This window comes from Agromyces sp. PvR057 (assembly GCF_040547485.1).
Classification (GTDB): Bacteria; Actinomycetota; Actinomycetes; order Actinomycetales; family Microbacteriaceae; genus Agromyces.
The window spans coordinates 127345-146502 of sequence record NZ_JBEPPT010000005.1; the positions used below are offsets into that span (position 1 = coordinate 127345).

Genomic DNA, 19158 nt, shown 5'->3' on the forward strand with positions numbered 1-19158 from the left:
CCGACCGGGTGCCCTCGGTCTCAGGCGACGAATTCGGGACGGTGCACGAGCGCGGCGGCGCCGACGAGGGGGCCCTCGTCGGAGAGCGCCGACGGCTCGATGCGCGTGCGGGTCACGAACCCGAACGCGACGCGCTCGGCCAGGGCGGCTCGCGCGTGGTGGAACAAGGCGGGGGAGACGCGGCTGAACCCGCCGCCGATGGCCACGACGTCGAGGTCGAGCAGGCTCGAGGCGGATGCCGCGGCACGGCCGATCGCGGTTCCGGAGCGTCGCACCGCGGCCAGCGCGACGGGGTCGCCGGCGGCATGCGCGGCGGCCAGGTCCTCGCCCGTCGTGCCCTCGAAGCCCTGCGTGCGAGCCCACGCCACGGTTCGCGGACCCGAGGCGACCGCCTCGAGGCATCCGCGACCGCCGCAGGGGCATGGGTCCTCGAAGCCGCCGATCTCGATGTGGCCGATGTGGCCGCCGTTGCCGGTGGGGCTCGGCACCGCGCGGTCGCCGAGCACCAGCCCGCCGCCGACGCCCGTCGAGACGATCATGCCGAGCAGGTTGCGGGCGCCGCGGCCCGCGCCGATCCAGTGCTCGGCGAGGGTGATGCAGACGCCGTCGATGCGCAGCACCACGGGGACGCCTGGCACGAGGCCCGCGACGAGGTCGGCGAGCGGGTAGTCGCGCCAGGCGGGCACGTTGAGCGGTGAGACGGTGCCGTCGGCCACGCCGATGGGTCCGGCGGCGCCGATGCCGACGCCGACCAGCGGTTCGCCGTCGGGCAGCGCGGCGGCGGCCGCGAGCACGACGTCGCGCACGGCCTGCTCGAGGTCGGCGCTCGTGGCGGTCGGGCCGGTCGGGCGGCGGTGCCTCGAGGCGGGGAGCACGGCGCCGAGATCGTCGACGAGGGCGGCCTCGACCTTGGTGCCGCCGAGGTCGACGGCGATCGCGAGGGGACGGGTCACGAAGCCAGCATAGGGTGCGCGCACCTCCGCCATCCCTGCTCATATGAGCACGAATGCCCGCGAGTGTTGCCGATGAGCGACGGGCTGCCTACGCTGGAGGGGAGCGGAAGGACAGGTGTGGACGAGATCGACGAACTCCTCTCGATCCGAGCGGCTGAGCTCTACTACGAGGAGAACAAGACGCAGGACGAGATCGGGCAGGCGCTGCGCCTCACCCGATGGAAGGTCGGCCGTCTCCTCGCGCAGGCCAAGCAGGAGGGCTTCATCCGCATCGAGATCCTGCATCCCCGCGCCCGACGCCTGCCCATCGAACGCCGCCTCCGCGACGAACGCGGGCTCGTCGACGCCGTGGTGGTCTCCTCGGCCGGCGTCGCGTCCGCCGAAGAGCTGCAGGCGCGCACCGCGCAGGCGGCGGCCGACTACCTCACCTCCCTCCGCCCCGTGCCGCGCACCCTCGGGGTGAGCTGGGGCCGAACCCTCTTCGAGATCTCCCAGCACCTGCGCAACGGCTGGGCCACCGGCGTGAACGTCGTGCAGATCAACGGCGGCGTGAGCCTGAACCGTCGCCCGGGCACGGCTGCCGCGACCGCTGTCGGCATCGCGCAGAAGGGCGGCGGCAGCGCCACGCTGCTGCCGAGCCCCGCGATCCTCGAACGCCTCGAGACCAAGCACGCCATCGAGGCCGATCGCGTCGTCGCCGGCGTCATCGACCTCGCGCGCTCGGCCGACGCCTACGTGTTCAGCGCCGGCGCGGCGGATCACAGCTCGGTGCACGTCGAGAGCGGCTACCTCTCCGAGACCGACGTCGACCTGCTCGTGGCGAAGGGCGCCGTCGGCGACGTCGTCGGCCGCTACATCGACTCCGACGGCAACATCGTCGACCCCGCCCTCGACGCGCGAACGGTCGGGCTCACGCTCGACGAGCTGCGCGAGGCATCCCTCGGCATCGCCGTGATCGCCGGCCGTGCCAAGCATGCGGTCGCCGACGCGGTCGTGCGCAGCGGCCTCTGCTCGGTGCTCGTCACCGACGAGGCCACCGCCCTCCACCTCCTCGACGGCTGACGCTCGCGCCCACGCGCACGCAGCCGACCGTCGTTCACCGAAACACCGAAAGCCAGGTCCCCACCATGACAGGCACATCACTCATCTCCGCGAGGGAGCGGGCGCTCGCCGTGCTCGGCGGCGAACCCGACGACGCGACGCTGCGCAGGTACCTGCACGGCATCCCGGGCGTCGACGCGGTCGGCCTCGAGCAGCGCGCGGCCGGCCTCGGCACGCGCAGCATCAAGACGACCTCCAAGCAGTGGGCGCTCGACCGCATCATCCAGCTCATCGACCTCACCACGCTCGAGGGCGCCGACACCCCCGGCAAGGTGCGCTCGCTCGTCGCGAAGGCGATCACGCCCGACCCCGCCGACCCCACGACGCCGCGCGTCGCGGCGGTCTGCGTCTACGGCGACATGGTGCCGTTCGCGGTCGACGCGCTCGGCGGCGCGCACGGCGACCCCGACGACGGGCTCATCTCGGTCGCGGCCGTGGCCACGGCCTTCCCGAGCGGCCGCGCGTCGCTCGAGATCAAGCTGGCCGACACGGCCGAGGCGGTCGCCGCGGGCGCCGACGAGATCGACATGGTCATCGACCGCGGGGCGTTCCTCGCCGGCCGCTACGGACTCGTGTTCGACCAGATCGCCGCCGTGAAGGAGGCGTGCCGCCGCACCGACGGCACGAGCGCGAGCCTGAAGGTCATCCTCGAGACGGGCGAGCTCGTCACGTACGACAACGTGCGTCGTGCGTCGTGGCTCTCGATCCTCGCGGGCAGCGACTTCATCAAGACCTCGACCGGCAAGGTGCCGTCGGCGGCGACCCTGCCCGTGACGCTGCTCATGCTCGAGGTGGTCCGCGACTGGCACCTCGCGACCGGCCAGCGCATCGGCGTGAAGCCCGCGGGCGGCATCCGTACCTCGAAGGACGCCATCAAGTACCTCGTGACCGTCGCCGAGACCGTCGGTGAGGAGTGGCTGCAGCCGCACCTGTTCCGCTTCGGCGCCTCGAGCCTCCTGAACGACGTGCTGCTGCAGCGCCAGAAGCTGGCCAGCTCGCACTACTCCGGCCCCGACTACGTCACGATCGACTGAGACGAGCAACACATGAGCTTCCTCGAATACGCACCGGCCCCCGAATCGACGGCGGTCCTGAACCTGCGCGACCAGTACGGCCTCTTCATCGACGGCGAGTTCGTCGACGGCCGCGGCACGCCCTTCCAGACCATCTCGCCCGCGACCGAGGCTCGCATCGCGATGATCTCGAACGCGAACGAGGCGGATGTCTCCGACGCCGTCGCCGCGGCCCGTCGCGCCTACGACCGCACCTGGTCGCGCATGAGCGGCCGCGACCGCGGCAAGTACCTGTTCCGCATCGCGCGCCTCGTGCAGGAGCGCGCCCGCGAGCTCGCGGTCGCCGAGTCGCTCGACAACGGCAAGCCGATCAAGGAGTCGCGCGACGTCGACGTGCCGCTCGTCGCGGCCTGGTTCTTCTACTACGCGGGCTGGGCCGACAAGCTCGATCACGCCGGACTCGGCGCGAACCCCCGCGCGCTCGGCGTCGCCGCGCAGGTCATCCCGTGGAACTTCCCGCTGCTCATGCTCGCGTGGAAGATCGCGCCCGCGCTCGCGGCCGGCAACACGGTCGTGCTGAAGCCGGCCGAGACCACCCCGCTCACGGCGCTCATCTTCGCCGAGATCCTGCAGCAGGCCGACCTGCCGCCGGGCGTCGTGAACATCGTCACCGGCGCGGGCGACACGGGCGCCGCGCTCGTCGCGCACGAGGGCGTCGACAAGGTCGCGTTCACCGGCTCGACCGCGGTGGGCCGCGCGATCGCGAAGCAGATCGCGGGCACCGACAAGAAGGCCACCCTCGAGCTCGGCGGCAAGGCCGCGAACATCGTGTTCGACGACGCGCCGATCGACCAGGCCGTCGAGGGCATCGTCAACGGCATCTTCTTCAACCAGGGCCACGTCTGCTGCGCGGGCTCGCGCCTGCTGGTGCAGGAGAACATCCACGACGAGGTCGTCGACCGGCTCAAGAACCGCCTGTCCACCCTGCGCCTCGGCGACCCGCTCGACAAGAACACCGACATCGGCGCCATCAACTCGCGCGAGCAGCTCGACCGCATCCGAGAGCTCTCCGACCTCGGCGAGGCCGAGGGCGCCGAGCGCTGGAGCGCGCCGTGCGAGATCCCCGAGAACGGGTTCTGGTTCGCGCCGACGATCTTCACGGGCGTGCAGACCTCGAGCCGCATCGCGCGCGACGAGATCTTCGGCCCGGTGCTCTCGGTGCTCACGTTCCGCACGCCCGCCGAGGCCATCGCGAAGGCGAACAACACGCCCTACGGCCTCTCCGCCGGAATCTGGAGCGACAAGGGCAGCCGCATCCTCGCGGTCGCCGACCAGCTGCGCGCGGGCGTCATCTGGGCGAACACGTTCAACCGGTTCGACCCGGCGTCGCCGTTCGGCGGCTACAAGGAGTCCGGCTACGGCCGTGAGGGCGGCCGTCACGGCCTCGCCGCGTACCTCGCGCCGACGCCGATCGGCGGTCAGGCCGCGGTCGCGCGCTCCGCGTCGCGGGCCGCGGTCGGTGCCTCCGGTGCCTCCGGTGCCGCCGTCGAGGCCGAGCCGAAGACCCGTCACACCCGTGCGACCCGAACAGCCAAGGCCGCGACGAAGGGATCGAAGCGATGAGCCGCCTCGCCGTGCCGAAGACGTACAAGCTCTACATCGGGGGCGCGTTCCCGCGCAGCGAGTCCGGACGCACGTACGAGGTGCGCTCCGCGACCGGCGCGTTCCTCGCGAACGCCGCGAAGGGCTCCCGCAAGGACGCCCGCGACGCGGTCGTCGCCGCGCGGTCGGCGGTCGGCGGGTGGGCCGGCGCCACCGCCTACAACCGCGGACAGGTGCTCTACCGCATCGCCGAGCTGCTCGAGGGCCGTCGTGCCCAGTTCGTCGCCGAGATCGAGGAGGCCGAGGGCGTCACGCGCGCCGTGGCATCCGCCCAGGTCGACGAGGCGATCGACCGGTGGGTCTGGTACGCCGGCTGGGCCGACAAGTTCGCGCAGGTCGCCGGCAACGCGAACCCGGTCGCTGGGCCGTACTTCAACATCTCGGTGCCCGAGCCGACCGGCGTCGTCGCGATCATCGCGCCGCAGGGTTCGTCGCTGCTGGGGTTCGTCTCCGCGGTCGCACCGGCCCTCGTCGCCGGCAACGCGGTCGTCGTGGTCGCGAGCGAGCGGTTCCCGCTGTCGGCGATCAGCCTCGCCGAGGTGCTCGCCACGAGCGACGTGCCCAAGGGCGTCGTCAACGTGCTCACGGGCTCGCCCGCCGAGATCGCCCCGTGGCTCGCGAGCCACGCCGACGTCAACGCGCTCGACCTCGTCGGCGCCGGCGACCTCGACTGGGTCGACCTCGAGATCGCCGCGGCCGACACGCTGAAGCGCGTCCTGCGTCCCGAGCAGGGTCCGGATGCCGCCGCGCCCGCGCTCGGCCGCATCTCGGCGTTCACCGAGACGAAGACGGTCTGGCACACGAAGAGCATGAAGTAGCCCGTCATGTCCGGACGCGACGGTGCCTCCGACGAACGGGGCCGGCTCGAATCCGACCCGTTCGACTACCGGCTCACGGAGCGCGGGGGCGTGACCGTGTACCGCGGCGGACGGCCGGTGATGACGGTGGGCGGCGGCGACGCCGCCCGGCTCATCGACGCGCTGCAACGTGCAGACGATTCACGGGTGCAGCACCTGTTGGCCAGGGCGAGCGGCAACTATCGTCGGGGGAACGAGCGCGGCTGACCGTCGCGCAGGCGATCCGAGGGAGCTGCGTGCGAATCCTCGTGACGGGTGCGACCGGGTACATCGGCGGCCGACTCGTGCCGCGCCTGCTCGCGGCCGGGCACGACGTGCGCGTGCTCGTGCGCCGTCCCGAGCGCCTGCGCGACGTGCCGTGGGCGGTCACGCTCGACATCGTCGCCGGCGACCTCGCCGACGCCGAGGCGGTCGACGCGGCGATGGAGGGCGTCGACGCCGTGTACTACCTCGTGCACTCGATGGGCGCACGCGGCGACTTCGAGCAGGCCGAGCTCCGCATCGCGCGCAACGTCGGCGATGCGGCGTTCCGGCACGGCGTCCGCCGCATCGTGTACCTCGGGGGCCTGCATCCCGAGGGGCGGCCGCTGTCGAGGCACCTGCGCTCGCGCGCCGCGGTGGGCGAGATCCTGCTGCGCACGGGCGTTCCGACCATCGTCCTGCAGGCCGGCGTCGTCATCGGCTCCGGCTCGACCTCCTTCGAGATGATCCGCCACCTCACCGAGGTGCTCCCGTACATGCCCGCGCCGCGCTGGGTGCGCAGCTTCATCCAGCCGATCGCGGTGCGCGACGTGCTGCACTACCTGATCGCCGCGCTCGACGTGCCGCCCGACGTGAACCGGGCGTTCGACATCGGCGGGCCCGACGTGCACCGCTACGGGCAGCTCATGAACGGCTACGCGGTCGAGGCGGGGCTGCCGCAGCGGCCGATCGCGGCGCTCCCGGTGCTGACGCCGTGGCTGGCCGGCCAGTGGGTCAACCTCGTGACGCCGATTCCACGGCGTCTCGCGGTGCCGATCATCGAGTCGCTCCAGTTCGACTGCGTCATGCACGATCACGACATCGACGCCGTGATCCCGCCTCCGGCGGAGGGCCTCCTGCCGTACCGCACCGCGGTGCGCCTGGCGCTCGATCGCGAGCGGGCCGGCGAGGTCGAGACGAGCTGGCGCAACGCCGAGGTCGCCGGGGCGCCGAGCGACCCGCTGCCGAGCGACCCCGACTGGGCGGGCCACACGGTCTACGTCGACGAGCGCGAGCGCGAGACCACGGCGACGCCCGCCGCGCTGTGGCGGGTCGTCGAGGGCGTCGGCGGCGAGAACGGCTGGTACTCCTTCCCGCTCGCGTGGGCGCTGCGCGGCTGGATCGACAAGCTCACGGGCGGCGTGGGCCTCCGCCGCGGTCGCCTCGACCCCGAGCGGCTCCACGTGGGCGACGCCGTCGACTTCTGGCGGGTCGAGGCCATCGATCGCGGGGCGTTCCTCCGGCTCCGCGCCGAGATGCGGGTGCCGGGTCGGGCCTGGCTCGAGCTGTCCGTGTCGGAGGCGACCGGCGGCTCCCGCTACCGGCAGCGCGCGGTGTTCTTCCCGAAGGGCCTCCCCGGGCGGCTGTACTGGTGGGGGATCCTGCCGTTCCACGGGGTGATCTTCGCCGGCATGGCGAACCGCATCACGGCCGAGGCCGAGGCCGACGAACGCGCGTGACGCGGCATCCGGAGGCCGACGAACGCGCGTGACGCGGCATCCGGAGGCCGAAGACGAACCACCTGAAAAAGGGTAACGAAACGGTAACGCTCTTTGCTAGAGTGACGGGCACCCTCGCGCAACGCCGCGCGAACGGTGGAAAGGCCCGAACCCGTGACTCGCACCACCGGTGCGATCGCCCCGACGATCGCGCTGCACCCGGCCGCCCAGGCCGACCTCGAAGCCCACGTGACGACCCCGCGCGCAACGACGCGCGACCGCATGCTGCATCGGCTCGCCCACCCGCCCCGTCGCCCGGTGCGCGTGCTCCTCGGCGCGGCCGGCGTCGCGACCGTCTCGCTGATGCTCCTGATCACCGGCATCCCGACGAGCGCGACGGCGCGTGACGTGTTCGGCGCCCTCAGGGGTCCGGGCGAGCCCGCGTTCATCGTCGGGCACCGCGGCGATCGCGCCTCGGCGCCCGAGAACACGATGACCTCGCTCGAGCTCGCCATGGACCGCCTCGCGTACGTCGAGACCGACGTGCAGCTCAGCCGCGACGGCGTGCCCGTGCTCTTCCACGACGCCGACCTCGAACGCATCACCGGCGATCACCGCTCGGTCGGCGACCTCGACGCCGCAGCCCTCCGCAAGCTCGACGTCGGCACCTGGTACGGCTCCGAGTTCACCGGCGAGCGGATGCCGACGCTCGACGAGTTCTTCACGGCGCTGGCCGAACGGCCCGACGCCAGGGCGCTCGTCGAGCTGAAGGCCGACTGGACCGCCGCCGAGGTGCGAACCGTCGTGGATCGCATCGAGCGCCACGGCCTGCGCGGGCGGGTCGTGCTGCAGAGCTTCAGCCTCGAGACGCTCTTCGCGCTGCAGCGGGTCTCGCCGTCGACGCCGCGCATCATGCTCATCCGCGAGCTTCCGGCCGATCCGGTGCCGCTCGCCCAACGGCTGGGCCTCGTCGGGTTCGGCACGACCGCGGCATCCGTCACCGCGCAGCCGCAGGCCCTCGAGGCGCTGCACGGGGCCGAGGTCGCGGTGCTCTGCTACACGCTGAACTCCCACGAGCGGTGGGAGGAGGTCAGCGCGCTCGGCGTCGACGGCATCATCACCGACGAGCCGAGCGAGCTCGACGAGTGGCTCGCCGTGACCGCGCCGGGCACGTGAGTTCCCGGGCGCCGACGGGGGGAGTGTCGGCCGATCCGCTCGTCAGGCGAGCGCGTCGGCGATCGCGGCGATGTCGGCCGGCCGGGTGCGGCAGCAGCCGCCGATGAGGTTCGCGCCGGCGTCGCGCCAGCTGCGCACGAGGCCCGCGTCGAAGCCGGGCGTACCGTGCCACGTGCGCGCGACCGCGTTCCACGTCTCGCCGCTGTTCGGGTAGGCGACGACGGGCTTGTCGGTCACGGCCCGTGCGATCGCCACGGCATCGAGCACCTGCTCGGGCGGGCAGCAGTTGACGCCCACGGCGATCACGCGGTCGGATGCCGCGGCGAGCCCGAACGCGTCGGCGAGCGGCTCGCCCGTGCGCAGGCGCTCGCCGTCGGGCGTGACCGAGATCCATGCGCGGATGCCGGCGTCGTCGAGTTCGAGCCCGAGCGCCTCGAGTTCGCGGAGCGAGGGGATCGTCTCGACGGCGACGAGGTCGGCGCCCGAGTCGGCGAGGATCCGCAGCCGGTCGTGGTGCCACGCGCGCAGGGCGGCGACGTCGAGGCCGTCGTCGCCGCGGTACTCGGAGCCGTCGGCGAGCGAGGCGCCGTAGGGTCCGACCGAGGCGGCGACCCATCCTCGGCCCGCCTCGTCGCGGGCGCGCACGGCGAGGTCGACGCTGCGGGCGAGCATGCGCCGTGCCTCGCCGGCCTCGCGCCCGGCGGAGGCGAAGCCCGTCTCCGACACCTGGTACGACGCGGTGACCGCGACGTCGGCGCCGGCCGCGAAGTAGTCGCGGTGCACGGCGAGGATCGCGTCGGGCTGTTCGAGCAGGGGCTGCGCGCTCCAGAGGGGCGCCGAGACATCCGCACCCCGCTCGGCGAGCAGCGTGCCGAGGCCGCCGTCGATGACGAGGGGGCGGTCGGCGAGCGCGCTCAGGAGCGCCGCGTCACCCACGGTTGTTCGACAGCTCGAAGATGCGGATCAACTCCGCGACCGCGGCCTCGCGCTGCTCGCCACCCGCCTCGTACATCTCGCTGACGTGCGTGCGCAGGTGGTTCTCGACGAGGAGCTTGTTGAGCGAGGCGAGCGATTTCTGCACGGCGAGCGAGAGCGTGATGATGTCGACGCAGTAGTCCTCGTTCTCGATCATCTTCTCGATGCCGCGCAGCTGGCCCTCGATGATCTTCGTGCGGTGCAGGGCGCGCTTCTTGATGTCCTCGATCACTCCTCCATGGTAGTCCCGGCGCGAAGTACCCCCGGGGGTACCGTGCGAGTTCGGACGCCTCGAGACCCGCCCCGGCGCGAGGCGCTAGCGTTGGCGCATGGCGACGAGACTCCGGCACGCAGCGGCGGCGGCCGTGCTCGCCCTGCTCGTCGCCGTCGCGCCGGGGGCCGCAGCGGCCGCAGCGGTGCCAGAGGCGGCATCGGCATCGGCCGCAGCGCCCGTGACCGCGGTTCCGGCCGGCGTCGACGACTTCACCTTCGCGTCGTTCGACGCGGTCTACGAACTGGGCCGCGACGAGGCCGGGCGCTCGGTGCTCGACACGACCGAGACGCTCGTCGCGCTGTTCCCCGAGTACGACCAGAACCGCGGCATCCGGCGCGCCATCCCGCTCGCCTACGACGGGCACCCCGTCGACATCCAGGTGCAGTCGGTGACGGATGGTTCGGGCAGCCCGCGCTCGTTCGACGCCGAGCAGGACGACGACGGCGAGTTCCTGCTCGTCACGATCGCCGGCTCCGACTACGTGCACGGCGAGCAGACGTACGTCATCACCTACCGCCAGCACAACGTCACCCTGCAGCCCGACGACGCCGCGATCGACGAGTTCTACTGGGACGTCAACGGCACCGGGTGGGCCCAGCCCTTCGCGATCGTCCGTGCCGAGCTTCGCGTCGACGCCACGCTGTCGGAGGCCTTCACCGGGGATGCCGCGTGCTACCGCGGCAGCGCGGATTCCGGTACGCCGTGCGAGGCCCTGCAGGTCGGCGAGACGGCCGAGCAGCCGCTGCTCATCGCCCAGGCGAGCGGCATCGGTCCGTACGAGAACCTCACGATCGCCGCCGGCTTCGAGCCGGGCACGTTCGTGCCGCGCGACGACGCGTTCGCGTCGTCGCCGGCCGCGATCACGTCGGCCGTGTGCGCGCTCATCGCGTTCGCGCTCTTCGTGCTCGCGCTGGTGCTGCGCCTGACCCGATGGCGCAGCGCGCCGCGGGGCACCATCATCGCGCAGTACGAGCCGCCGGAGGGCGTCAGCGCGCTGACCGCCGCGGATCTCGTCGGACAGCCGTCGCGCGGCGTCACCGCGACGATCCTCGAGCGCGCGGTCGCCGGCGAGGTGCGCATCGTCGATCGAGGGAGCACGCAGTACTCCGTGCAGTTCATGGGCGGACCCCTCGGCGACCTCGACGCGCAGTCCGTCGTGCGCGCCCTCTTCAGCGATCACCCGAGCCTCGGGCAGGAGCGGTCGCTGAGCTCGAAGTCGACGGCCCTGGGGCAGCGCCTGCTCGCGATCCGCAAGTCGGTCGCGAGTCGTGTCGTCGAGACGGGCCTGCGGCGCAGCCCGGCGCTGGGCGGCCGCATCCTCATCGCGGTCCTCGCGTTCGCCGCGGCCGTGCTCGGCTTCATCGCGGCGGTCATCGCGCTCGAGCAGGTCGTGGGCGGATTCTGGCCGCTCCTCGCGCTCATCGTCGGCGTGGTGTTCGCGCTCGCCGCGGGCGTCGCGGTCGCCGGGGTCCGCCCGCTCACGGTCGAGGGCCGGCGCGTGCACGACCACCTCGAGGGCCTTCGCCTGTTCATCCGCCTCGCGGAGGCCGATCGCATCCGCGTGCTGCAGAGCCCGAGCGGCGCCCTGCGCGACCCGCTGCAGCCGCTGCCGTCGGCGACGGATGCCGCGACGGCCGCCGCGGCATCCGTCACCGCGAGCGACCCCGCCGAGGTGCTGCGCCTGACCGAGCGGCTGCTGCCGTACGCGGCGCTCTTCGGCCTCGAGAAGCAGTGGCTGCGCGAGCTCGCCGACCTCTACGAGGTCAACGGCCGGGAGCCCGGCTGGTACGCCGGCACGTCCGCGTTCGACGCGGCCCGCTTCTCGGTCGCGATGTCGTCGTTCACGTCGACGTCGACCACCTCGTGGTCGGGCTCGTCGTCGAGTTCGTCGTCGTCGGGATCCGGTGGCGGCGGCTCGTCGGGCGGCGGCGGTGGCGGAGGCGGCGGCGGCGGGGTCTAGCCCCGCGGAGATCACCCGGCGACGGGTGCGGCTCGACCGGCGGCCGTGTCAGCGAGGTCGTCGGTCGAGCGGCGATGCCGCGGCATCCGCGAGCCGCCCTCGAACGACCCGTGCACCGGCCTAGGCTCCGACCATGGCTGACTGGCTCCTCGCGGCGATCGCGGGCCTCGTCGCGGGCGGGGCGCTGCTCGTCGGCGCGGTCATCGCGTGGAAGGTCGAGGTCCCGGCCAGGATCGTCGCCTCGGTGATGGCGTTCGGCTCCGGCGTGCTCATCTCGGCGCTCGCCTACGACCTCGTGCTCGAGGCGCAGGACGAGGGCGGCTTCTGGCCGACCGTCGGCGGCTTCGCGGTCGGCGCCGTCGTCTACGTGTTCGCGAACAACCTGCTCGACCGGCTCGACCAGCGCAACAGACGCGGCGCGGGCGAGAACGCCGGAACGGGCATCGGCATCGCGCTCGGCGCACTGCTCGACGGCATCCCCGAGTCGGCCGTGCTGGGCCTCAGCATGGTCGGCGGCAACGGCGTGAGCGTGCCCGTGCTCGTCGCCATCATCATCTCGAACGTGCCGGAGGGGCTCTCGAGCACCGCGGCGCTGAAGGACGAGGGCCGCTCCGCGCGCTACGTGTTCCTCCTCTGGACGGGCATCGCGCTCGCGAGCGCGGTCGCCGCCCTCCTCGGATTCGTACTGCTCGACGGCGCGAGCGGCGGCACGACCGCCTTCATCACGGCACTCGCGGCCGGCGCGATCCTCGCCATGATCTGCGACACGATGATCCCCGAGGCGTACCGCACGGCGCACGCGTACACCGGACTGCTCGCGACCTCCGGGTTCCTCCTCAGCTATGCCGTGCACGTGGCCGGCTGAGCGGTTCCGCGCGTGTTTTCGCGGCATCCGGCCCTCTGCAGCTAGACTGGGGCCTGCGCCCAGGCGAACCCGTTCTTCGTCCGACCATGCGAGCTCCGCCCGCATGCTGCACGGACAGTGTTTCTCCTCGAGCAGTGCTCCTCCTCGAGCAATGGTTCGCCCGTACCGCACCCGGTCGCATCACGCGATGCGCCGAGCGGTGCCGGCCATCGCGATCGGTGACCGGCAGGCGCCAAGAGACGAGCCCCGATACCCCGGAGGATCATGGCCCAGACGAGGCAGCGTCAGCGAACGCGTTCACGCGACGACGACGCACCGATCATCCCGATCCTCGCGCGCAAGGTGCGCGAGGTGGAGCAGAAGGCGCAGAAGGGCAAGCTCGGGCCGACGAACCGCACGAAGTTCCAGGTCATCGCGCTGCTCATGCGCGAGGAGCGCGCCAGGGTGAAGTCCGACGCCGACGTGCCCGACAGCTCGCGCCCCGAGCTGCTGAAGCGCCTCGACGGCATCGCGCAGATCCTCGCGAAGACGGCGGCGCGCGACACGAGCCTGATCACCCTGCTCGAACCGGATGCCTCGATCTCCACGGTCGCCCAGCGCTTCCGTCGCGACTGGCTGCTCGAGTCGGGTGCCGAGCTCAGCCCCGACGAGCTCATCATCACCCGCGAGGCCGAGGTCAAGCCCGTGCTCGCCGAGAACCAGGTGATCCCGGCCTCGGTGCGCTCGCGTCAGCTCGCGAACCCGTTCCTCGCGCCCGACCTCTCGACGCCGCCACCGCCGCCGGCGCCCGTGCGCCGCCTCGCGAACTGGGAGCTGCTCGGCCCGCTGTTCAAGGCCTTCGAGCAGGGCTCGGGCGGCCAGGCGGCGACCATGGAGCTGCCTGAGGCGCCCAAGATCGACCGGCTCGCGCCGCGCGGCCTCGAGCTCATGAAGCACCAGGCACGGTTCATCGAGGCCGCTCGCGAGGGCCACCGCACGTTCCTGCTCGCCGACGAGCCCGGACTCGGCAAGACCGCGCAGTCGGTGCTCGCGGCATCCGTCTCCGACGCCTACCCGCTGCTCGCCGTGGTGCCGAACGTCGTGAAGATGAACTGGGCGCGCGAGGTCGAGCGGTGGACCCCGCACCGCCGAGCGACCGTGATCCACGGCGACGGCGACACGCTCGACGCGTTCGCCGACGTGGTCGTCGTCAACTACGACGTGCTCGACCGGCACATGGCCTGGCTGTCGACCCTCGGGTTCCGCGGCATGGTCGTCGACGAGGCGCACTTCATCAAGAACCTGCAGTCGCAGCGCTCGAAGAACGTGCTCGCGCTCGCCGAGCGCATCCGGCGTGCGACGCCGGGCGGCGACCCGCTGCTGCTCGCCCTCACGGGCACGCCGCTCATCAACGACGTCGACGACTTCCGCGCGATCTGGCAGTTCCTCGGCTGGATCGAGGGCGACAAGCCGTCGCCGAGACTTCTCGGGCTGCTCGAGGAGAACGGGCTCACGCCCGCCGAGGCCGGCTTCTACGCCGCCGCGCGCCGCACGGTCATCGACCTCGGCATCGTGCGCCGCCGCAAGGTCGACGTCGCCGCCGACCTGCCGGCCAAGCGCATCGCCGACCTGCCCGTCGAGCTCGACGACGAACTCGGCCGCTCGGTGCGCGCCGCAGAGCGCGAGCTCGGCAATCGTCTCGTCGGCCGGTTCCGCGCGCTCGTGGAGGCGCGCAACCTGCGCATCGGCGACCTCGACGACGACCAGCGCGACCAGTACATCCGCGCCGTCGCGAGCGCCGAACTCGAGGAGTCGAAGTCCGCGAAGTCGGGCGAGAACGTCTTCACGATGGTGCGCCGCATCGGCCAGGCCAAGGCCGGCCTCGCGGCCGACTACGCCGCCCAGCTCGCCCGATCGGTCGGCAAGGTGGTCTTCTTCGCGAAGCACATCGACGTCATGGACCAGGCCGAGTCCGCGCTCGCCGCGCGCGACCTGCGCACGGTGTCGCTCCGCGGCGACCAGACCGCGCTGCAGCGCCAGGCCGCGATCGATGCGTTCAACAACGACCCGGATGTCGCGGTCGCGGTCTGCTCGCTCACGGCCGCCGGCGTCGGCGTGAACCTGCAGGCCGCGTCGAACGTCGTGCTCGCCGAGCTCAGCTGGACCGCGGCCGAGCAGACCCAGGCCATCGACCGCGTGCACCGCATCGGCCAGGACGAGCCCGTCACCGCGTGGCGCATCATCGCCGCGCACACGATCGACGCCCGCATCGCCGAGCTCATCGACTCCAAGCAGGGTCTCGCGGCCCGTGCCCTCGACGGCCAGGACGTCGAGCCGGGCTCGGCCGACTCGGTGCAGCTCGACGCGCTGCAGCACCTGCTGCGCGCCGCGCTCGACGGGGCGCTGTAGTCGTCGGCGTTCGGTAGCGGCAGGGTGCCGTCGGCGTCAGGCCCGCTGCTCGACGAGTTCGGCGAGCTGGCGGGTGACGGTGCCCCACCCGTCGTGGAAGCCGAGCTGATCGTGCCGGTCGCGATCGGCGGCCGTGCCGTGCATGGCGGTCGCGGTGTACTCGGTGCCGTCGGGGTGGTCGCGCATGCGGATCACGGCGGTCACGAACGACGCCTCGGCCGGCCGCCAGCCCGCGACGAGCGCGTCGGTCCACACGATGCGCTCGAGGTCGTCGACCGCGAGGAAGCACGCGGAGATGTGCGGGCCGAACTCGGCGCCGTCCTGGCTGAACTCGGTGCGGAACGCCCCGCCGGGGCGCAGGTCCATCTCGAGCACGCGGCAGACCTCGGGCGCCGGCACCCACCACTGCTCGAAGGCGCGCGGGTCGGTCCAGGCATTCCAGACCGCGCGGCGCGGGGCTCGGATGATACGCGAGACGGTCAGGTCGAGTTCGGGGTGCGTCGTGTCGGTCATGCGGGGGAGTCCTCGTCGTGGGTCGTGGCGGTGCCTGCGGTGCCAGCGGTGCCTGCGGCGGTGGCGTGACCGGTGGTCGCAGTGTCTGCGGGTTCGGCGGCGGCGGTGACGAATCGGTCGAGCCGGTCGGTGCGGCCCTCCCAGAGGGTTCGCTGCTCGTCGAGCCAGGTCTCGATCGCGTCGAACCGCTCGTGCTCGAGCACGCACGTGCGCACGCGACCGGTCTTGCGCGTGCTCACCCATCCCGTCTGCTCGAGGTAGCGGATGTGCTTCATGAACGACGGCAGCGCCATGTCGAACGGTGCCGCGAGCTCACCGATGCTCGCCGGCCCCGCACCGAGTCGTCGGACGACGGCGCGCCGGGTCGGATCGGCGAGGGCCTGGAACGTCCCGTCGAGCCCTGAATACTGAGCCATATGGCTAAGTTATACTGTTCCGAACAGGAAGTCGAGGTTCGCTAGACTTCCCGGAGTCGTGCCCCGATGAAGCGGCTCCAGCGACGTTCACCCCAAGCACCAAGGAGTCCCAGGCGTCATGAAGATCGGAATCCTCACCTCTGGCGGCGACTGCCCTGGACTGAACGCGGTCATCCGCGGATCCGTGCTGAAGGGCGTCATCTCGTACGACACCGAGTTCGTCGGCTTCCGCAACGGTTGGCGCGGCGTCGTCGAAGAGGACATCGTGCCCATCGTGCGTCACGACGTGCGCGGCCTCGCGAAGCAGGGCGGCACGATCCTCGGCTCCAGCCGCACCAACCCGTTCGAGGGCGAGGGCGGCGGCCCCGAGAAGATCCAGGCGATGCTCGACCGCAACGGCATCGACGCGATCGTCGCGATCGGCGGCGAGGGCACGCTCACCGCAGCCCGCCGCCTCTACGACGAGGGCGGCATCAAGGTCATCGGCGTGCCGAAGACGATCGACAACGACCTCGCGGCCACCGACTACTCGTTCGGCTTCGACACGGCCGTGCAGATCGCGACCGAGGCCATCGACCGCCTGCGCACCACGGCCGACTCCCACGGGCGCTGCATGGTGCTCGAGGTCATGGGCCGCCACGTCGGGTGGATCGCCCTGCACTCAGGCATGGCCGGCGGCGCGCACGCGATCCTCATCCCCGAGCAGCCGCAGAGCATCGAGCAGATCGCCGAATGGGTCGAGTCGGTGCGCGAGCGCGGCCGGGCGCCGCTGGTCGTCGTCGCCGAGGGCTTCAAGTTCGACGACATGACCGAGGCCCACTCGCACAAGGGCCTCGACGCGTTCAACCGCCCGCGCCTCGGCGGCATCGCCGAGCTCATCGCGCCCATGATCGAGGAGCGCACGGGCATCGAATCGCGTGCCACGGTGCTCGGACACATCCAGCGCGGCGGCGAGCCGTCGGCCTTCGACCGCGTGCTCGCGACGCGCCTCGGCATGGCCGCGGTCGACGCGGTCTACGACGGCGCCTGGGGCTCCATGGTGACCCTCCATGGCACCGCGATCGAGACCGTCTCGATCGCCGACGCGGTCGGCAGCCTGAACCGTGTCCCGCAGTACCGCTACGACGAGGCGAAGATCCTCTTCGGCTGAGTCCGACGGGTTCGAACGAGCCGGATCGAGGCGAACGGATGCCGCTGCCCCAGGTCTGCGTCTGCTACCTGCTGCGTGAGCGCGACGGCCGCACCGAGGTGCTGCTCGGGCGCAAGCGGCACGGCCTGGGCGTCGGCAACGTCGTCGGCCCCGGCGGCAAGCTCGAGCCGGGGGAGTCGGCGATGGATGCCGCGGTGCGCGAGGTGCTCGAGGAGACCGGCATCCGCGTCGAGGCGTCCGATCTCGAGCCGCGCGGCCTGCTGACGTACCACTTCCCGCATCGCGAGGCGTGGAGCCAGGAGTCCAGCGTGTTCGTCGTCCGTCGCTGGAGCGGCGAGCCCGCGGCATCCGACGAGCTGGAGCCCCAGTGGTTCACCCTCGACGAGGTGCCGTACGCCTCGATGTGGGACGACGCCAGGTTCTGGCTGCCCGGAGTGCTCGCAGGCGGCACGGTTCGTCGCACCTTCGTCTTCGGGTCCGACCTCGCGAGCGTGGTAGAGGAGCGCAACAGCGTCGCGTAGGATTTACCCGGCGTTCGCCAGTTCTTCATCGTCGTCGGCGTTCGCCAGTTCATCCGGTGATGCTTCTACACCGATCCGAGTCCGATCCAAGAAAGACGCCGGTGGATCTCACCCTCATCGTCGTGCTGGTCATCGCACTGGCCCTCTTCTTCGACTTCACCAACGGCTTCCACGACACCGCCAACGCGATGGCCACCCCCATCGCCACCGGCGCGTTGCGGCCGAAGGTCGCCGTCACGCTCGCCGCGATCCTCAACCTCGTCGGCGCGTTCCTGTCGACCGAGGTGGCGAAGACCATCTCGGGCGGCATCATCAACGAGGGCGAGGGCGGCGTGCTGATCACGCCTCAGCTCATCTTCGCGGGCCTGATCGGCGCCATCGTCTGGAACATGGTCACCTGGCTGCTCGGCCTGCCGTCCTCCTCCAGCCACGCTCTGTTCGGTGGCCTCATCGGCGCGGCGATCGTGGGCGCGGGCGTGAACGCGGTCGACTTCTCGGTCGTGCTCTCCAAGGTGATCCTGCCCGCCATCCTCGCGCCGCTCACCGCGGGGCTCGTCGCCTGGCTCGCCACGAAGCTCGCCTATGCGATCACGCGGCGCTACGACGGCAAGCCCGACGGCCGCGACGGGTTCCGCCACGCGCAGATCTTCTCGTCCTCGCTCGTCGCGCTCGCGCACGGCACCAACGACGCCCAGAAGACCATGGGCGTCATCACGCTCATGCTCGTCTCGGCCGGCCTCCAGAGCTCGGGCGATGAGGTGCAGACGTGGGTCATCGTCTCGTGCGCCGTCGCGATCGCACTCGGCACCTACATGGGCGGATGGCGCATCATCCGCACGCTCGGCACCGGGCTCACCGACGTCAAGCCCGCTCAGGGCTTCGCCGCCGAGACGGCGACCGCGGCCACCATCCTCGCCTCGAGCCATGTGGGCTTCGCGCTCTCGACGACGCAGGTCGCCTCGGGCTCGGTCATCGGGTCGGGCCTCGGCCGCCGCGGCTCCACAGTGCGGTGGCGCACCGCCGGGCGCATCGGCGTCGGCTGGCTGCTGACCCTGCCGGCGGCGGGCGCCGTCGGCGCGATCACGGCGTTCATCGCCCTCCTCGGCCCGATCGGCGTCATCATCGACGCGATCCTCGGCGCGGGCGTCATCACCACCATCTTCCTGCTGTCGCAGCGCAACGAGGTGTCCGCGAGCAACGTGGTCAGCGAGGTCGCCGACTCGGGCCGCGCGGTCAAGATCAAGCGCAACCCGAAGCCGAAGAAGGGCAAGGTCTCCAAGTGATCGACTGGCTCGCCTTCCTGCTCGTGCTCGTCGCGTCCCTCGTCAGCACGTGCATCGTCGTGTCGGCGTACTCGCTCGGCATCCGGCTCCTCACCATCTCGGGCCGCACGCCCATCGTCACGCCCGCCGAGTTCACCGACGCCATCACGATCGTGACCCCGGCCGAGGTGCAGAAGGCCGAGAAGCGCGCGGCGAAGGCCGCACGCAAGAGCCCGCTGACCGACGGGCAGAAGCGGGTCGCACTCGTCGGCGCGTGGGCGTGCTTCGCGATCAGCGCGATCGCCGTGCTGGTCGGCGTCTACCTCATCATCGGCGAGCATCTCTTCAAGATCTTCAGCTGACCCCCGTCCTGCTGCTATAACTCAATTCCCG

The 19158-nt window shown here is 71.8% G+C and carries 19 protein-coding genes; 14 read left to right on the plus strand and 5 right to left on the minus strand.

Annotation, left to right across the window (positions count from 1 at the left end; translation table 11 throughout):
- Positions 1–20: 20 nt before the first annotated feature.
- Complete coding sequence (locus ABIC29_RS16630) at positions 21–953, minus strand: ROK family protein (RefSeq protein ID WP_116084698.1); 933 nt, start codon at positions 951–953, stop codon at positions 21–23.
- Positions 954–1070: 117 nt separating this feature from the next.
- On the opposite strand from ABIC29_RS16630, the gene ABIC29_RS16635 reads away from it, so the two are divergent.
- From ABIC29_RS16635 to ABIC29_RS16665, 7 genes are all read left to right on the plus strand, one after another.
- Entirely contained in the window at positions 1071–2015 is a 945-nt protein-coding gene (locus tag ABIC29_RS16635; protein ID WP_116082949.1) for a sugar-binding transcriptional regulator, read from the plus strand.
- Between the two features lie 65 nt (positions 2016–2080).
- The gene (deoC, locus tag ABIC29_RS16640; RefSeq protein WP_354247207.1) at positions 2081–3088 is read left to right on the plus strand and encodes a deoxyribose-phosphate aldolase; all 1008 of its coding nucleotides are present in this window, start codon (positions 2081–2083) and stop codon (positions 3086–3088) included.
- Positions 3089–3100: 12 nt separating this feature from the next.
- Positions 3101–4690 (plus strand): aldehyde dehydrogenase family protein, encoded by a 1590-nt coding sequence (locus tag ABIC29_RS16645; RefSeq protein WP_354247210.1) that lies wholly within the window; start codon positions 3101–3103, stop codon positions 4688–4690.
- The gene (locus ABIC29_RS16650; protein WP_116082943.1) at positions 4687–5547 is read left to right on the plus strand and encodes an aldehyde dehydrogenase family protein; all 861 of its coding nucleotides are present in this window, start codon (positions 4687–4689) and stop codon (positions 5545–5547) included. The genes ABIC29_RS16645 and ABIC29_RS16650 overlap by 4 nt, the downstream gene beginning before the upstream one ends.
- A gap of 6 nt (positions 5548–5553) precedes the next feature.
- Entirely contained in the window at positions 5554–5793 is a 240-nt protein-coding gene (locus ABIC29_RS16655; RefSeq protein WP_354247501.1) for a hypothetical protein, read from the plus strand.
- Positions 5794–5822: 29 nt separating this feature from the next.
- A complete protein-coding gene (locus tag ABIC29_RS16660) occupies positions 5823–7286 on the plus strand; it encodes an SDR family oxidoreductase (RefSeq protein WP_116082941.1) in 1464 nt (487 codons plus the stop codon).
- Positions 7287–7439: 153 nt separating this feature from the next.
- On the plus strand, positions 7440–8441 hold the full coding sequence (locus ABIC29_RS16665) for a glycerophosphodiester phosphodiesterase (protein WP_116082940.1): 1002 nt from the start codon (positions 7440–7442) through the stop codon (positions 8439–8441).
- A gap of 42 nt (positions 8442–8483) precedes the next feature.
- Here ABIC29_RS16665 and mmuM read toward each other — a convergent pair whose 3' ends face one another.
- Positions 8484–9377 (minus strand): homocysteine S-methyltransferase, encoded by an 894-nt coding sequence (mmuM, locus tag ABIC29_RS16670; protein ID WP_354247213.1) that lies wholly within the window; start codon positions 9375–9377, stop codon positions 8484–8486.
- The gene (locus tag ABIC29_RS16675; RefSeq protein ID WP_116082937.1) at positions 9370–9648 is read right to left on the minus strand and encodes a metal-sensitive transcriptional regulator; all 279 of its coding nucleotides are present in this window, start codon (positions 9646–9648) and stop codon (positions 9370–9372) included. Before ABIC29_RS16675 ends, mmuM begins: the two co-directional genes overlap by 8 nt.
- A gap of 97 nt (positions 9649–9745) precedes the next feature.
- Between ABIC29_RS16675 and ABIC29_RS16680 the strand changes: the two genes are divergently transcribed.
- The 3 genes from ABIC29_RS16680 (at position 9746) to ABIC29_RS16690 (ending at position 14903) form a co-directional block, all read left to right on the plus strand.
- Positions 9746–11650 carry a DUF2207 family protein gene (locus tag ABIC29_RS16680; protein ID WP_354247216.1) on the plus strand — a complete coding sequence of 635 codons (1905 nt, stop codon included), beginning with the start codon at positions 9746–9748 and terminating at the stop codon, positions 11648–11650.
- Between the two features lie 133 nt (positions 11651–11783).
- Positions 11784–12515 (plus strand): ZIP family metal transporter, encoded by a 732-nt coding sequence (locus tag ABIC29_RS16685; RefSeq protein WP_116082933.1) that lies wholly within the window; start codon positions 11784–11786, stop codon positions 12513–12515.
- Positions 12516–12779: 264 nt separating this feature from the next.
- Positions 12780–14903, plus strand: coding sequence for a DEAD/DEAH box helicase (locus ABIC29_RS16690; RefSeq protein ID WP_354247219.1), 2124 nt, complete (start codon positions 12780–12782; stop codon positions 14901–14903).
- A 36-nt stretch (positions 14904–14939) separates the two neighbouring features.
- Here the strand turns inward: ABIC29_RS16690 and ABIC29_RS16695 are convergent, their stop codons facing one another.
- Entirely contained in the window at positions 14940–15416 is a 477-nt protein-coding gene (locus ABIC29_RS16695; protein ID WP_116082927.1) for an SRPBCC family protein, read from the minus strand.
- Positions 15413–15832: an ArsR/SmtB family transcription factor gene (locus tag ABIC29_RS16700; RefSeq protein WP_354247222.1), complete on the minus strand. Its 420-nt coding sequence runs from the start codon at positions 15830–15832 to the stop codon at positions 15413–15415. The genes ABIC29_RS16695 and ABIC29_RS16700 overlap by 4 nt, the downstream gene beginning before the upstream one ends.
- Positions 15833–15950: 118 nt before the next feature.
- Between ABIC29_RS16700 and ABIC29_RS16705 the strand changes: the two genes are divergently transcribed.
- From ABIC29_RS16705 to ABIC29_RS16720, 4 genes are all read left to right on the plus strand, one after another.
- The gene (locus ABIC29_RS16705) at positions 15951–16982 is read left to right on the plus strand and encodes a 6-phosphofructokinase (protein WP_055859215.1); all 1032 of its coding nucleotides are present in this window, start codon (positions 15951–15953) and stop codon (positions 16980–16982) included.
- A gap of 38 nt (positions 16983–17020) precedes the next feature.
- On the plus strand, positions 17021–17503 hold the full coding sequence (locus ABIC29_RS16710; protein ID WP_354247225.1) for an 8-oxo-dGTP diphosphatase: 483 nt from the start codon (positions 17021–17023) through the stop codon (positions 17501–17503).
- Positions 17504–17604: 101 nt separating this feature from the next.
- Positions 17605–18786 (plus strand): inorganic phosphate transporter, encoded by a 1182-nt coding sequence (locus ABIC29_RS16715; RefSeq protein ID WP_354247228.1) that lies wholly within the window; start codon positions 17605–17607, stop codon positions 18784–18786.
- Complete coding sequence (locus ABIC29_RS16720; RefSeq protein ID WP_055859206.1) at positions 18783–19127, plus strand: hypothetical protein; 345 nt, start codon at positions 18783–18785, stop codon at positions 19125–19127. Before ABIC29_RS16715 ends, ABIC29_RS16720 begins: the two co-directional genes overlap by 4 nt.
- The last annotated feature ends 31 nt before the right edge of the window (positions 19128–19158 follow it).

Coding starts and splice junctions, on each gene's coding strand:
- ABIC29_RS16680 (WP_354247216.1), top strand. CDS start 9,746: ATGGCGACGAGACTCCGGCACGCAGCGGCGGCGGCCGTGCTCGCCCTG.
- ABIC29_RS16705 (WP_055859215.1), top strand. CDS start 15,951: ATGAAGATCGGAATCCTCACCTCTGGCGGCGACTGCCCTGGACTGAAC.
- ABIC29_RS16690 (WP_354247219.1), top strand. CDS start 12,780: ATGGCCCAGACGAGGCAGCGTCAGCGAACGCGTTCACGCGACGACGAC.
- ABIC29_RS16645 (WP_354247210.1), top strand. CDS start 3,101: ATGAGCTTCCTCGAATACGCACCGGCCCCCGAATCGACGGCGGTCCTG.
- ABIC29_RS16655 (WP_354247501.1), top strand. CDS start 5,554: ATGTCCGGACGCGACGGTGCCTCCGACGAACGGGGCCGGCTCGAATCC.
- ABIC29_RS16700 (WP_354247222.1), bottom strand. CDS start 15,832: ATGGCTCAGTATTCAGGGCTCGACGGGACGTTCCAGGCCCTCGCCGAT.
- ABIC29_RS16695 (WP_116082927.1), bottom strand. CDS start 15,416: ATGACCGACACGACGCACCCCGAACTCGACCTGACCGTCTCGCGTATC.
- deoC (WP_354247207.1), top strand. CDS start 2,081: ATGACAGGCACATCACTCATCTCCGCGAGGGAGCGGGCGCTCGCCGTG.
- ABIC29_RS16650 (WP_116082943.1), top strand. CDS start 4,687: ATGAGCCGCCTCGCCGTGCCGAAGACGTACAAGCTCTACATCGGGGGC.
- ABIC29_RS16685 (WP_116082933.1), top strand. CDS start 11,784: ATGGCTGACTGGCTCCTCGCGGCGATCGCGGGCCTCGTCGCGGGCGGG.
- ABIC29_RS16710 (WP_354247225.1), top strand. CDS start 17,021: ATGCCGCTGCCCCAGGTCTGCGTCTGCTACCTGCTGCGTGAGCGCGAC.